Source organism: Mesoplasma sp. JKS002658, assembly GCF_023566355.1.
GTDB lineage: Bacteria > Bacillota_I > Bacilli_A > Mycoplasmatales > Mycoplasmataceae > Edwardiiplasma > Edwardiiplasma whartonense.
Map to the genome: position 1 here is coordinate 111,685 of NZ_JAKNSW010000001.1, position 15,518 is coordinate 127,202.

The 15,518-nt window shown below is 33.4% G+C and carries 13 protein-coding genes and 1 tRNA gene; all 14 read left to right on the forward strand.

Annotation, left to right across the window (positions count from 1 at the left end):
- The first annotated feature begins 5 nt into the window (after positions 1-5).
- The 14 genes from gpmI to lepA all read left to right on the forward strand — a co-directional run bounded on the left by gpmI (position 6) and on the right by lepA (position 15,502).
- The gene (gene gpmI / locus LD125_RS00560) at positions 6-1,592 is read left to right on the forward strand and encodes a 2,3-bisphosphoglycerate-independent phosphoglycerate mutase (protein WP_250137606.1); all 1,587 of its coding nucleotides are present in this window, start codon (positions 6-8) and stop codon (positions 1,590-1,592) included.
- 300 nt (positions 1,593-1,892) lie between these two features.
- Positions 1,893-2,801 carry a lipoprotein gene (locus LD125_RS00565; RefSeq protein ID WP_250137605.1) on the forward strand — a complete coding sequence of 303 codons (909 nt, stop codon included), beginning with the start codon at positions 1,893-1,895 and terminating at the stop codon, positions 2,799-2,801.
- A gap of 312 nt (positions 2,802-3,113) precedes the next feature.
- Positions 3,114-5,933, forward strand: a complete 2,820-nt coding sequence (gene mgtA / locus LD125_RS00570) for a magnesium-translocating P-type ATPase (protein WP_250137604.1) — start codon at positions 3,114-3,116, stop codon at positions 5,931-5,933.
- A gap of 105 nt (positions 5,934-6,038) precedes the next feature.
- Positions 6,039-6,908 (forward strand): class II aldolase/adducin head domain-containing protein, encoded by an 870-nt coding sequence (locus LD125_RS00575; RefSeq protein WP_250137603.1) that lies wholly within the window; start codon positions 6,039-6,041, stop codon positions 6,906-6,908.
- Positions 6,898-7,326 (forward strand): tRNA (adenosine(37)-N6)-threonylcarbamoyltransferase complex ATPase subunit type 1 TsaE, encoded by a 429-nt coding sequence (gene tsaE / locus LD125_RS00580; protein WP_250137602.1) that lies wholly within the window; start codon positions 6,898-6,900, stop codon positions 7,324-7,326. The genes LD125_RS00575 and tsaE overlap by 11 nt, the downstream gene beginning before the upstream one ends.
- Position 7,327: 1 nt before the next feature.
- On the forward strand, positions 7,328-7,900 hold the full coding sequence (gene tsaB, locus LD125_RS00585) for a tRNA (adenosine(37)-N6)-threonylcarbamoyltransferase complex dimerization subunit type 1 TsaB (RefSeq protein ID WP_250137601.1): 573 nt from the start codon (positions 7,328-7,330) through the stop codon (positions 7,898-7,900).
- 84 nt (positions 7,901-7,984) lie between these two features.
- Positions 7,985-8,075 (forward strand) — tRNA-Ser (locus LD125_RS00590).
- Between the two features lie 112 nt (positions 8,076-8,187).
- Positions 8,188-8,829, forward strand: coding sequence for a hypothetical protein (locus LD125_RS00595; protein ID WP_250136904.1), 642 nt, complete (start codon positions 8,188-8,190; stop codon positions 8,827-8,829).
- Positions 8,822-10,249: a proline--tRNA ligase gene (gene proS, locus LD125_RS00600; protein ID WP_250137600.1), complete on the forward strand. Its 1,428-nt coding sequence runs from the start codon at positions 8,822-8,824 to the stop codon at positions 10,247-10,249. Before LD125_RS00595 ends, proS begins: the two co-directional genes overlap by 8 nt.
- The gene (locus tag LD125_RS00605) at positions 10,249-10,872 is read left to right on the forward strand and encodes a ribonuclease H family protein (RefSeq protein WP_250137599.1); all 624 of its coding nucleotides are present in this window, start codon (positions 10,249-10,251) and stop codon (positions 10,870-10,872) included. The genes proS and LD125_RS00605 overlap by 1 nt, the downstream gene beginning before the upstream one ends.
- A complete protein-coding gene (locus LD125_RS00610; protein WP_250136901.1) occupies positions 10,859-11,782 on the forward strand; it encodes an alpha/beta fold hydrolase in 924 nt (307 codons plus the stop codon). The genes LD125_RS00605 and LD125_RS00610 overlap by 14 nt, the downstream gene beginning before the upstream one ends.
- A 103-nt stretch (positions 11,783-11,885) precedes the next feature.
- Positions 11,886-12,548 (forward strand): hypothetical protein, encoded by a 663-nt coding sequence (locus LD125_RS00615; protein WP_250137351.1) that lies wholly within the window; start codon positions 11,886-11,888, stop codon positions 12,546-12,548.
- A 25-nt stretch (positions 12,549-12,573) separates the two neighbouring features.
- On the forward strand, positions 12,574-13,587 hold the full coding sequence (locus LD125_RS00620) for a putative cysteine peptidase (protein ID WP_250136899.1): 1,014 nt from the start codon (positions 12,574-12,576) through the stop codon (positions 13,585-13,587).
- Between the two features lie 112 nt (positions 13,588-13,699).
- A complete protein-coding gene (gene lepA, locus LD125_RS00625; RefSeq protein WP_250137353.1) occupies positions 13,700-15,502 on the forward strand; it encodes a translation elongation factor 4 in 1,803 nt (600 codons plus the stop codon).
- Positions 15,503-15,518: the final 16 nt, after the last annotated feature.

Consider the following 15,518-nt stretch of genomic DNA (forward strand, 5'->3'; position numbering starts at 1 on the left):
TAATTGTGAAAGCTAAACAACCAATTTTATTAGCAATTTTAGATGGATGAGGAATTGCACCCGATAATAAGGGTAATGCTGTTGCTGATGCAAACATGGAGTTTGTCAAACAACTCCAAAAAGAATACCCTTGAGTACAAGCGCATGCTGCAGGAACATGAGTTGGTCTCCCTGAAGGGCAGATGGGAAATTCAGAAGTTGGTCATATTCATTTAGGTGCAGGGCGAATTAATCCTGAATCACTAATGAAGTTAAATAATGCAGTTAAAGATAACAGCATCAGTACTAATGCTGAAATTGTTGCTGCTTTTAAAAATGTTAAGGATAACCAAACTTCTTTACACTTAATGGGATTGTTTTCTGATGGGGGCGTACATGCCCATATGAATCATATGATTGCAGTCTATGAAGCAGCAGTAAAGTATGGGTTGACTGATATTAAGTTTGATTTGATTACTGATGGAAGAGACACAGCAGCCAAAGTGGCTAAGAGTTATATCAAAACTCTATTACAAGTAATTGCAAAAAATAATAATGTTGGGGTGATTGCTTCTATTAATGGTCGCTACTATGCGATGGATCGTGACAAACGTTTTGACCGAGTAGAAAAAGCTTATCAAGCAATCACTACCCATAAAAATACTCCAAGTTTTACTGATCCACTGGCTTATCTAGATCAAGAATATGGTCAAGGACTAGATGATGAAATGATCGTGCCAGCGTTCAATGAAGGGGTGGAAGGATTGAAGAGTGGTGATAGTATCATCTTTACCAATTTCCGTCCTGATCGTGCTATTCAAATGGCTTCGGTGATGACTAATCATGATTATTTAGCTTGAAAAGATGACAACTTCAAAGGTGCAACTTTTTTGGGCGATAAAATTTACTTTGTTTCAATGATGAAATATGCTGATAGCGTTACTTCTTCTCACATTGCTTATCCACCTCATCTGGTTGTAAATACTCTTGGGCAAGTGTTAAGTCAGAGAGGATATCAACAATTAAGAATCGCTGAAACTGAAAAAATTGCTCACGTAACCTTTTTCTTTGATGGAGGTAATGATTACTTCAAAAATGGTTTAGCAACTCCTGAAGAAGTTAGTTTAACAGGAGCAAGTATTGATTTAATTTCCTCACCAAAAGTAGCAACTTATGATTTAAAACCAGAAATGAGCGCTCCAGAAATTACTAGTCGGTTGATTGAGGAAGTTAAAAAAGCAGAATTTGATGTTATTATTCTTAACTTTGCTAACTGTGATATGGTTGGTCATACTGGTAATTTGGAAGCAACAATTAAAGCAGTTCAATGTTTAGACCATCAGTTAGAAGCAATTTATAACGTTTTTGTGAAGGAATATAAGGGAATTATGATTATTACTGCTGATCATGGGAATGCTGAAGTAATGATTGATGAAAAAGGTCAACCAAATAAGAAACACACTAACGATTTAGTACCGATTATTATTACTGATAAAAACTTAAAACTTCGTCAAAATGACCCAGCAATTGCTGATGTCGCACCAACAATTTTAGAGTTGCTTGGTGAAGACATTCCTGCAGAAATGAGTCAACCAAGTTTAATTGAAAAATAGTCATTTAAACTCTATAATCTTAAAAAACCTTAGTATATAACTAAGGTTTTTTGTTGAAATTTATTATCAATTTCTCCTTTTTATTTTGCACAGGTTAAAATGAAAAAAGACAATGAGAGGTTTCTTCAAAAACCTCTTTTTAATTCCTCTCTTTGAACTAATATTAATTACTTAATTTTAGTTATCTTAGATAAAAGTGTTAAAATTATATAAATTACTAAAAGTTAGTTAAATAGTCTGATAATTAAGATAAAAAAACAGATTATCTAATTAATAAGATGAAACTAAGAGGAGAGAATGATGAAAAATTTATTAGCAATTTTAAGTGCTATTGGTTTAACCGTTGTTGCTTCTACAAGCATTGTTGCTTGTACAACCAAAACTGATGATGGAAAAAGTGATATCGCTTCTCAATTGGCTGCCGCCTTGAAAGATAATAAGGTTTTAACTGATCGAGTTGATAGCTTACTAGCTCAAGTCACTGACTATCAAACTACTATTGATCGTTTGAATAATCAAATTACTGTTTTACAAAATCAATTAAGTGTTGCTAATGCAACAATTAGTGCTAATAAAGTCACCATTACCAAGTTAACTAATGATAACCAAGTTTTGCAAGATAAAGTTGCTAGTTTAAATAGTGAATTGAGTGATGCAAGTGCTAATAAAGCGACCTTAGAACAACAAATTAATACTGCTAATCAAACGATCAGTGATAATCAAAATATAATTAGTGGTTTAACTACAAAAAATGAAAGCTTAACAAATCAAGTTAAGGATTTAACTAATGATAAAACTAGTTTGCAAAATCAACTAAACCAAGCTAATCAAACGATTACTGATTTGAACTCACAACTTTCAATTACTAATGCCACGATTGCTGCAAATCAAAAAACTATCACTGATTTAAATGCTCAACTTAATGAATATCTTGGATCAGAAAAATGGTATTTAGATTCTTCTGACTCAACCAATCGTACGATTACAAGAAAAATGAAAAATGGTAATACTTGAGTTATCGAACAATGAGTTATTCGAAAGGCAAATTATCCTTACGCTTATACTGATTATTATGTTAATGGAGTAAAACTAGGTTTAAGCCCTGCTGCAAATCCAAATAACTCTTCATCATCAGCATTATGAAAATCACTAGGATTTAGCATTGTTCGTGGTAGTGATGGTCAAGTTTTCTTTCGATCTCTTAGTTAGTAGTGTCCTTTATTTTTAAAACAACTTATTTTTCTAAGTTGTTTTTTTATTTTTGGTGCTTGAAAAGTTCACGAAGTTTTTTAAGTTTTGAGGGTTGATAATGATAAAATAAGAAAAATAACTTTAGAAAAGGAACTATGATAATGAAAAAATTACAAGCTTATGTTGAAGATTATCCTCACTCGAGACTTTGTCAAAATTTATATCAACAACGAAGTGGTACTTTAAATTATGTTATTCCTTTTACTTTCAACTGTTAATAAAGTAATTTAAAATGCCATTTTCGTTTAACCAACTGAAAGGGGTAAAGAAATGGTCCAAAATAGATCGTTGAAAAGAAGAAAAACTCGCACTAAGAAAAAGGGAGTGGCTAAAACTAGGTTCGCTAACGAGAAAAACATTAAAACACTTTCACAAATGAGTCAACAAGAATTATTAACTAATTTTGGCATTAGTGAATTTGGATTGACCAATAGTGAATACCAACGTTTAGCAGAAAAATATGGTCCAAACCAAATTGAAAAACAACATTTTGCTTGAATAAAGGAATTTATCAAGAATTTTTTTGGTCCTTTTAACATCATTCTTCTTTTAATTTCGGTCTATAACTTTATTTCTTATTTTACCAATGCTTTTGCCTTTGACCATAAATTAGGTGACCTTTTTGATTTGGTCGGTGCTCTGATTGTTTTGTTAATGGTGCTTATTAGTGGAACAGTTTCATACGTCCAAACAATCCGAACTTATTATTCAACTAAGAAAATTTCTGCAATCGTGGAGAGTAAAACTAATGTTATTCGCAAAAAAATTGATAGTAAGAACGAAAAATATACCACAGTAAATAAAGCTAACCAGTTAAGTTTGATTAAACTTGGTGAGGAACTAAACGTTCAAAGTTTAGTTCCTGGGGATTTAATTTATTTAGCCAGTGGTGATATGGTTCCAGCTGATGTCCGGATTATTATGTCTACAGACTTATTTATTAATCAGTCTTCTTTAACTGGTGAATCACTCCCTGTTGAAAAACATGCGACTAGTAAGCATAACAATAATATTTTAGACTTAGAAAACATTTGTTATACAGGAACTAGCGTCGTGTCTGGTAGTGCTTTAGCGATGGTAGTAGCGACTGGTTTAAATACTTATTTTGCTACGATTAGTAAATCAATTGCTGAACGTCGACCTGATGGTAACTTTATTAAAGGAGTGAAGGCGGTTACCAAAGTTTTAGTTGTTTTCATGTTAATTATGGTACCGATTGTTTATCTAATTAATGGAGGAGTCGGTTATGCTCACAATCCTGGTGCAACAGGAGGGGATAACCCGTGATTGAAAGCGGTCTTTTTTGCTGTGGCAGTTGCAGTGGGATTAACTCCAGAAATGTTACCTTTAATTGTAACTACTAACCTTGCTAATGGAGCTACAAAAATGGCTAAACAAAAGGTAGTTGTAAAACAATTGGATGCAATTCAAGCTCTGGGAGCAATTGATATTTTAGCCACAGATAAAACTGGAACTTTAACCAATGATAAGATTGAGTTAATTGAATTTAAAACTGTTGATAAAAAGGCTGATCCGAACTTGTTAAAGTATCTTTATGTGAACGCTTATTTTCAAACCGGATTAAAAAACCCGATGGATAATGCAGTTATTGACTATGTTAAACATAATAATTTTAACTTTAATACGCATAATGAAATTCAAAAAATTGATGAGATTCCTTTTGATTTTAACCGGAGAAAGTTAACCATTGCTGCTGAAATTGAACACGATGGGCGCGTATTGATTACTAAAGGAAGTATGGAAGAAGTTTTAAATTCGTGTGACCGAGTTTATTACAAGGGTAAAGTGATTAAACTGACTGAGTCATTAATTAAACAAATCAAAGCCTACTACGAAAAAATGAATAATGACGGAAAGCGGGTTTTAGGATTAGCTTATAAGGCAATTACTGGTAAGAAAACAAGTTTTTCACCAAAAGATGAGCAAAAATTGATTTTCATGGGTTATGCTACTTTTTTAGATTCACCAAAACCTTCAACAACAAAAATGATCAAACTTTTGAAAAAATATGGGGTTGATTTAAAGATTTTAACTGGAGATAACGAACCAGTTACCCGCGCAGTTTGTAAAATGGTGAACCTAGAAATTAAAGGTTTAGTCACAGGGGAATTAATTGAAAACGCCAGTGAATATGAATTGAAAAAGATTGTTGAAGATAACAACATTTTTGTGAAGTTAAACCCGTTGCAAAAGGTAAAAATTATTCAAGTTTTAAAAGAAAATAATCATACTGTTGGGTACATGGGGGATGGAATCAACGATGCGCCTGTCTTAAGACAAAGTGATGTTGCAATATCAGTTGCTAATGCTACTGATATTGCTAAAGATGCTAGTGATATTATCTTGTTAGAAAAGTCATTATTAGTCTTAGAAAAAGGAATCGTTCAAGGTCGAACAATCTTTGGAAATATTTTGAAATACATTAAGTTGACGACAGCTTCAAATTTTGGAAATACCCTTTCAATGATTATCGCTAGTGCTTGATTACCTTTCCTTCCGATGCAACCAGTGCAAATTTTGTTTCAAAACTTAATTTATGATATGTCCCAATTTGCGATTGCTGTTGATCGAGTTGATGATGTCTTTATTAGAAGTCCGCAGCGGTGACGGGCTCAAGAAATTGTTCCATTCGCTTTAATTAATGGAGCAATTTCTTCAATTTTTGATGTAGCCACCTTTGCGATTTTAGGTTATGGCTATAATCTGATTGATCAATATAACAATTTAAAGGGAAGTGTGGTTGATACAAAGAATATTGCTGTGCAAATGTTTAACGCTGGATGATTTATGGAAGGATTAATGAGCCAAGTGATGGTGGTTCAAGTGTTGAGAACTGAAAAAATTCCGTTTGTCCAATCTCGGGCAACTTGACCATTGAACTTGACAACAGGATTTGTCATTGGTTTAGGATTTGTCATTGGTTATGCTGAACCAATTGCTAATGTTTTGGCGATGAGTCCTCCAGAAGTATCTTATATTGGCATTTTGATTGCACTTTTACTTGGTTATGTTATTCTTGCTCAAGGAGTCAAAATGCTTTACAAGAAAGTTTTCCATACGTGGTTGTAGGTGAAAAACTCAAGGTAAAACTTGAGTTTTTTATTTAGTAGGGAAATAATTTTCTGGTTTTAAAGCATAATGATAAAATAGAGTTATTGATTTAAGGAGAAAGCAATGAAGTTTAATAGTTCGGTTTCAGGATCAAGTATTTTGCGTACTCTAGGAGATGTAGCAACAACATTTTCTGGATTTGGGTGAATTCCAGGTGATGTTGGTAGTCAAAGCATCGTTCTTAATGATAGTGATGTTGAAGTTTATTTCACTGATGAATTTAATCCTGCTCGATTTAAACTAAAGCACACCTATCCTAACTTAAAGAATCGGTTCATTTTAGTGACAGTTGATGGTATTCCAACCCGAAACATTAGTCTTTGAACCTCTAAAGCACATAAATATGCAGGGATTATTCGAATTACTCCTGATGGTAAGGGTTATAGTGTGATGTGAGGTTTCAATGGTGGGGTGCCCACCCGTCGCTTCGAAGAACATTTAGCGATTCATAATGTTTCATTGGGACGGAATCCTAGTTTGGTGGCAGTGAGTTATGCTTCTCCAAGTTATCTTCAACAACTAAGTTATTCTTTTGATCAGTATCAAGCCTCAGAGTGTAGTTATTTGTTATGAAGTGCTTATCCTGATTTAGCCAGAATTGCGCCTCAAGGAGTAGGAGTGGTTGTTAATCAAGTTGATTTGACCTCGGAATTATGAGATCAATGTGTTGAATGTTTTAGTACATATAACGCCTTAATTTTGCAATATCAGGGTGTTTTTGTCACTAGTAGTAGTTGAGATGGAATAATGAGTCTGACCCAAAGTCTTGACCGCGCTGCTCAAGCCATCCTTGGATTTGGAGGATTGAGCAAAGTTCCAAAACTAGCAAATAAATTCTTTACCACTTTAGCTGAATCATTGAATTTAGAGTTAAACCAAACTGTGTTGAAATCTGGACAAGAATTGTCAAAAAGAGTTAGTGATGACAAATAAAGAAACCATAAAACTAACTAGTCTTGCTGATACCAACCAGTTTGCTAAAAAAATAAGTGCAGAGGTTAAACCAGGAATGTTTTTGTTATTGGTTGGTGATTTAGGTTCTGGCAAAACAACTTTTACTAAGTTTTTGTTATCAGAATTGGGAGTCAAAGAAAAAGTAACTTCACCTTCGTTTGTGATTATGAATGAGTATGAAACTCCAACTTTAAAGATTTGTCATCTTGATGCTTACCGGTTAGATGTTGAAGAAGATTTATTATTTTATCTTGACGCTCCAGACCAAACATTAAACATTATTGAATGACCTAATCAAGTTAATTTTGATTATGATTCTTATCCTTGCTTAAAGTTAACTTTTGAAAAACAAACTCAAGACCAAGAACGTTTACTTACGATTGAAAGGAACAATTAAAATGAACTTATTTATTGATACTTCTAATTGAAATTTAATTTTAATTTTAGAACAAGATAATTTAATTCTTGACCAGGTAGTGGTTAGAAATACAAAAAAAGTTTCAGATTTATTATTAGTAAACATCCAAAGGTTACTTGCAAAGCATCAGTTAACGATTCAAGATATTAAACGGTTTTATTTAACTACTGGTCCAGGAAGTTATACTGGAGAAAGGGTTGGCTTAACCTTTGTGAAAACCTTAAAAGTTATTAATCCAACCTACGAAGTTTATTTAATTAACTCCTTGGCATATCAAGCAGGCAAGGGAAAAAAGGTTTCTTTACTTGATGCTCGGGGAGGAAAGTTTTATTTAGGAATTTATGATAATCAACAACCTTTGGTGGCTGAACAAGTGATTGCAACTGATGGTTTAACAAAATTGCTTGCAACTGAAGTTTATCAAGATTTTCAAGTGGTTCAAGATTACCAGGATTGCGATTTTTCCCAACATTATTTAACTTTAAAACCAAACTTTCAATTAACTAATGATCTTGAGTTGTTAACCCCAACTTATTTAAAACCTTTCCTTTAAAACCTCTAAGAAACTCTTGGGAGTTTTTGATGGTTAAACCTTCCTTGTTTGTGGTTTTTATGTATAATAATAAAGTACTATTTTGGGCTGATACTCAAGAGGCCGAAGAGGGCACCCTGCTAAGGTGTTAGGTCGGGTTACCGGCGCGAGAGTTCAAATCTCTCTCAGCCCGCCATTAAAAAGAAAGTGTTGAAAAATGATTGTCATTAAGACAATCATTTTTTTATTCTGGTTGTGCTTCTTTGTGGGTTTAATTTGCACTATAATAAGAAAAAGGATGTTTTTGGATGCTAAAGAAAAAACGAAAGAATAGTGAACTTTTTTCTGACAATTTTTTTAATAGTTTATTTTTAGTTAATAAAAATGAAAAGAAAAAGGTGTTGCGAATTGTCCAAAAAAAGGATGTTAGTTTTTTCTTGTTTTATACTGATTATCGGAACTTACCAAGCATTTTGGGTAACGGAATTTGCCAGTTAAAGAACGTGGAGTTAAAAAAAGATGAAGCCTATTATGTTTGATCATATCTTCAGCACGAAGAGTCAGTTGACTTAGAATTTGACATTTCTTCTCGAGCTTATTTTTGAAAGTGAGCCACTGATGCTGGGATTAACTTAGAAAACCTTTGTATCATTGCCTTAGATCCAGTTAAATTAGCTCAGCAAACTGTTAATGACTGAGTTTTTGATACTTCGTTAAAATTAGTGGGAGTTCACGAAACTATTCCTGCAGAATCAATTAAATGAATTATGATTAGAAAAGAACGACCCTTAAAAAAAGTAGAGCAAATGGCTAAAATGGTCAATCCAAGCATTGAAGTTTATTATGGAAATAATTCTGAAATTAAACGTTTGAGCAAAAAGAAGGTTGCTGATCCTATGTTAGTGATTAGTGATGAGAATCCGCAGCAAGGAGAAGAAAAAAATGAGTAAAAAAAGAAATGACCGAATTACTTCAAGAGATGTTGACTTTGCAAAATGATACACTGATGTCGTCATTCAAGCTGATTTAATTGATTATGGTCCAGTTAAAGGAACGATGATTTTTAAACCTCATGGGTATGGAATTTGGGAATTAATCATGCAAACTTTAGATGTTGAATTTAAACAACAGGGAATCGAAAACGTTTATTTACCATTACTAATTCCTGCATCACTATTTAACCAAGAAAAAGAGCATATTGAAGGTTTTGCTCCTGAAGTCTTGACTGTAACTAAGGTTGGGGATAAACCTTTAGAAGAAGAGTTATATATTCGACCTACTAGTGAAGTTTTGTTTTCTCAATATTTTAAAAACAACATTCACTCTTATCGTGATTTACCCTTAAAAAATAATCAATGGGTTAATGTCATGCGTTGAGAAAAAACTACCCGTCCGTTTTTAAGAACTTCAGAATTTTTATGACAAGAAGGCCACACGATGCACCAGACAAGTGTGGAAGCAAACCAGTTTGCGCTAACTATTTTAGATCTTTATGCGAAGTTTGTCGAAGAATACTTATTAATTCCTGTTGTTAAAGGTATTAAAACAATCAACGAACGCTTTGCTGGTGCTCGAGAAACTTATACAATCGAGTCGTTGATGCATGATGGTCAGGCTTTGCAAACAGGAACTAGTCATTTTTTGGGTGATAATTTTGCTAAGGTTTTTGACATTAAGTTTCAAAATGCTGATCGTGAATTAGAGTATGCTTATGGTACTAGCTGAGGGGTTAGCACCAGAATGATTGGAGCTTTAATCATGACTCATGCTGATGATCAAGGTTTAGTCTTACCAAGTAAAATCGCTCCTGTTCAAGTGCAAATTTTACAATTAGGTTTAGATGAACCAGTGCAAAGGGTGGTTGACCAATTAAAACTGGATTTATCTAAAAATTATCGAATTAAAGTTGATGCTTCAGATAAAACATTTGGTTATAAAATGTCAGCTTCAGAAATTAAAGGAATACCAATTCGAATTGAAGTAGGAATGCGTGATGTCGCCCAAGAGCAGGTGATAATTTCTTCAAGAGTTGGTGAAGGCAAAACTGCAGTTAAACTAGATCAAGTAAAAACCTTTGTTGATCAAGCTGTGATAACTTATGATCAACAACTGTTTAGTCGAGCAAAAACTAGTCTTGAGACCAGAATTTATCAAGCGCAAACTTTAAGCGAATACCAAAAAGGGATTGAAACTCAACCAGGACTTTATCTTGTCCCTTTCTGTGGTCGCGTGGTTTGTGAAAAAGAAGTTAAGCAAAAAACTAGTACCAATTCGCGCTGTATTCCCTTTAATCATGATCAAAGTGTTGAACCATGTTTTAACTGTGGGCAAGCCACCAAAATTAAAGCTTACTTTGGACGGGCATACTAATGGATAAAAAGTATTATGTGGTCAAGAAGGGTCGTGTTCCTGGGATTTATTTGTCTTGACAAGAAATGAATCAACAAATTCAAGGGTATTTAAACCCAGTCTTTAAAGTCTTTGATTCTCATGACAAGGCCGCAGCTTTTTTAGGGTCAGAACCACTTGATGATTCTAAGTGAGTTGTTGCTTACACTGATGGTAGTTATCGCAGTGAGGATCATTCTTATGCTTATGGAGCAATTATTTTTCTTCCTGAGGGGGTCTTAGAATTGAGTCAACGTTATTTTGATCCTTCTAGAGCAGATTTAAGAAATGTGGCTGGAGAAATTGCAGGAGCAGCAAAAGTGATGGAGTATGCTTATAACCACCACATTAAGAAGTTAGAGGTTCACCATGATTATGAAGGCATTTCTGCTTGAGCTACTAAAGCGTGACAAGCTAAAAAACCATTAACCAAAAAATATCGCGATTTTGTCCAAGAAATTAATCAAAAAGTGGAGTTAACTTTTGTTTGGGTCAAAGGACATAGTGGCGAAAAGGGCAACGAGTGAGTTGACACGTTAGCAAGTAAAGCTACTGGTGAGCTTTATCAAAACTTGGTGAAAGGAAAAACCCATGAAGGAATTTAAATTAAGTACAGTTGATGACAAAATTTTGAATTGCTATGTGTGAGATGATGTCAAAAAACCTTTAGGGGTGATTCAACTGGTTCACGGGAGTGCTGAATATTTAACTCGTTATGATCAGTTCGGCCAAGAGATGAATAAAAAAGGATTTATTGTGGTTGGCGATGACCATCGTGGTCATGGTAAAACTGCTTTAGATAATGGTCAAATCCTTGGTTATTTTGATGCTCACAACGGATGAAACAAAATTGTTGATGACGAACTTGTAGTTAATGATTACATCGAAAAAAATTTTCCCGATTTGCCTGTGTTTATGTTGGGTCATTCGATGGGAAGCTTTATGGCTCGTAATTTTGCAATTAAGTATTCGCAACGAATTGATGGTCTAATTTTAAGTGGTACAACTGATTATAATTCCCAATTACTTTTTTTAGGTTCAATAGTCAGTCGTTTGTTAATTTTGTTTAATCAAGGTAAAAAACCTTCCAAATTACTTTGAAATGCAAGTTATCGCACTTTTAATAAAAAGTTTAACTCACCTGAAGCAAACGGTAGTGAGTGACAAACTGCTAATCAAGCAGTGCAACTAGCCTTTGCTAATGACCCTTTATGTGGTTTTGTTTTCACAACTTCAGGATTTAAGGATCTGTTTTATGGTTTAAACTATATTCGCAAAAAGAAAAACATTGAATTAATGCGCAAGGATTTACCGATTTTAATTCTGGCAGGTTTAGATGATCCTGTAGGAGAATATGGTAAAAATGTGCAAAAAGTTGCCACTCATTTTATTGGGTTGAATTATGATACTAAAGTGATGTTTTATCCAAACTTACGTCACGAAATTTTATTTGAACCAGACCATAAACAAGTGGAAAAAGACTTACTGAAGTTTATGAAAGACATCATCCATTAAGAAAGTCATCAATTGTGATGATTTTTTTTGTGATAAAACAACTTAACAGTGTACCTAGATTAATATTACGAGATGCTATTATTAAATTGAGGAGGAATAAATTATGAAAAGTATTTTTAGAAAAATAGCTTTGTCATTTTTAAGCGTCCCGGTAGTTGGCACAGTACCTCTTGCAGTAGTTTCTTGCGCCAATCAGTTTCACGACATTAGAAATGACTTGGAAACTACTGATTTAGGTTATGTTAGCGATTTAAGTTCAGAAACCATTTTTAAGGTTTTTTTAGATAAAAATCCAAAAGTAAACAAAGAAGCTCTGCCGAAATATTTGAGTGTCTATGGAGATAGTCGTCAAGCAACGATTGATATTTTTTCAGTGTATTACAAACGAGCAACGATTAAAATAACTTATTATTCTAAATTGGATTTTGATCAAACCAATCAAAAAGATTATCAATTAACAAAAGAAAATAATCAATTTGTTATTTCCTTTCGAATTTTAGATGATACATATGATGAAAATGTTGATCCAAAAATAACGTGATTCGTATATAACAATTACGGAGATGATATCCTTTCTAATCTTATTGAATTTAGTTACCAAATTGATAAAGTAGAAAAAAGTTACCAAGTGATTGTTTTATTAAACGAAAATGCTAATTATTCCTTGAATGCTAGTGGTAGAATAGAATTTCTTTATTGAGCAAAAGATCTTGAAATTTCTAACGGTTCAGTGCTTGCCAACATAAATCTTAAAGTAGAAATCTAATTAAAATAGAAAGAGTTAATAAATTATGAAACAAATACTTCAAATTTTAAGTTCGTTAATTATTATTGGATCTAGTTCAAATGTGTTAGTTGCAAATAGCCAAATTATTAAATCAACACCAAAATCCAATGCCAATCTTATTTCGATTAATAGTCAAGAAAACTTAGAAGACCAAGATTTGATTTTAAGCAACCTTTCCAAGGATGGGGGCATTGTTGGTTATGAGGCATCACAAGTTGAAATTGACAAATTTTCTAACCTTGTTCCCTACTACCAATTTTTTACTAAATTATGAGGAGATAAGAGTATAGGATACACTACAGGACCAAAAAACCATCAAGGATTGTGTGAGTATGTCTCTTTGTCAACGTTACTTTTATATAACGAACTCTTCATCTCTTCGGGTTTTTTCACTGACGAAGAGTTTGCTACCTATTTTGAAAATAATCAACAAGTAAGTAATAATCAAATAGCAATGCCAGAACACAAATATTATGAGTATAACCAACCAGAGAATTCTTTAGTTCGTAAATTATGAAAAAAAAATAAGTCTGCTAAAGACATAAAAACAGGAAAAACTTTAGCTAGAGCTTATAAAAATTGATTAAGTAATAAAAGCATTAGTTCAAAAATAAAATATCATTATAGTTCTTCATTTATGCACTCTTCAAGTCCTGAAGATTTGTTGTTGAAGTATAACATGCCAGTTTTGGTTTCATTTGTTAAACCAGCTCCACATAATGTTTTAATTTATGGATATGATACAACCACAAAGAGTTATTTAGTAAATTATGGTTGAGGAGGTTATTCTCCAATAATCATCAAAAAATCAATTATTTGAAGTTATTGAAGTATGGGGTTTTGAAACGCGTTTTATCTTGATCCAGCAAATGCTCAACCTCTAAAACGACACTTTCTATACAAAAACCAATTTTATTCTTGAAAAGAACTAGAACAAAAAGGTTTATCCTTTAAAAGTGTTCCTGGACTTTATGATAAGTATACTTTTTTAAAAAAGAACCCAAAACCCCGTGATTAATCACGGGGTTTGAAGTTAAACGGTGTTTAATTCCACATAAAATTTTATAAGGGGTTGAAACAATCATTTAGTATAATAAGGATAATGACTGCTAATAAAGAGAGAAATATTAATGGATAAAACAAAAATTAGAAATTTTAGTATAATTGCGCATATTGATCATGGGAAATCCACTTTGGCTGACCGAATTTTAGAATTGACCAAAACTGTTGAAAGTCGAGAAATGCAAGCCCAAATTTTAGATTCGATGGCAATTGAGCGTGAGCGGGGAATTACAATTAAGTTAAATTCGGTGCAGTTGAAGTATCAAGCTAAAAATGATGAAGAATATGTTTTCAACCTGATTGATACTCCTGGTCATGTGGATTTTCAGTACGAAGTTTCGCGTTCTTTAGCAGCGTGTGAAGGGGCAATTTTAGTAGTTGATGCCACTCAGGGTGTTGAAGCCCAAACTTTAGCAAACGTTTATCTTGCATTAGATAATAACTTAGAAATTATTCCTGTAATTAATAAAGTTGATTTGCCAAGTGCTGATGTGGAACAAACTAAAGCCCAAATTGAAAAAATGATTGGTTTAGATTGCAGCGACGCCCCCTTGATTAGTGCGAAAACTGGGTTGAATGTCGACCAAGTTTTAGAAGCAATTGTTGCTAAAATTCCCTATCCTGCTGATGCAGTCGATTCTGAACCTTTACGTGCTTTAATTTTTGATAGTTATTATGACCAGTATTTAGGAGTAGTGATGTCAATCAGAGTTCGTCAAGGGGTGGTCAAAGTTGGGGATAAAATTAAAATGATGAACACCAACGCGGAATACGAAGTCACTGAAGTGGGAATTAAAACTCCCAAGATTCTAAAGACCTCTCACTTGAGCGCAGGAGCAGTAGGATGAATTTCAGCTTCAATTAAAACGATTAAAGATGTCCATGTTGGGGATACGATTACTAGTGCTGTACACCCCGCACTAACACCACTTCCTGGTTATAAAAAGTTAAAACCAATGGTTTATTCAGGAATTTATCCGATTGATAATGCGAAGTACACTGATTTTAAAGAAGCTTTAGAAAAAATTGAGTTAAGTGATAGTTCCTTAATCTATGAACCAGAAACTTCTCAAGCTTTAGGGTTTGGGTTTAGAGTGGGGTTCTTGGGACTATTACATATGGAAGTAATTCAAGAACGCCTAGAACGAGAATACAACCTTAACTTGATTGCCACCACTCCTAGTGTTAACTACCAGATTACTTTAACTAATAATGAGGTGATTGAAATTGATAATCCCTCATTATTTCCTGAAGTGCAAAAAATTAAAGTTATTGAAGAACCCTATGTGAACCTTAAGATTGCTACTCCTCAAGAATATGTGGGCGATTTGATGAACTTGGTGCAAGCAAAACTGGGCGTTTATAAGGATTTAATTTATGTTGATGAAACCAGAATGGAATTGGTTTATGACATGCCTTTAGCAGAAATTATTTTTGACTTTTTTAATAAGTTAAAGTCAATTTCTAAGGGTTATGCCAGTTTTGAGTACGAGCTAATTGGTTATCAACCTTCAAAATTGGTAAAGATGGACGTGTTGTTAAACGGAGAAGTTGTTGATGCGCTATCAATGATTGTTAATACTAAGTTTGCTTATGAACGGGGAAGAGAGTTAACTAAAAAGTTAAAAGAAATCATTCCTCGCCAAAATTTTGAAATTCCGATTCAAGCAGCGATTGGTAATAAGGTGATTGCTCGCGAAACGATTAAAGCTTATCGAAAAGATGTGACGTGAAAACTGCATGCTGCTGATATTTCACGAAAAAAGAAGTTATTAGAAAAACAAAAAGAAGGTAAGAAACGGATGAAACAAATTGGAAACGTTGAAGTACCTCAAGAAGCGTTTATTGCGGTTTTAAAACTGGAGGATTAATTTGAACGATCAAATA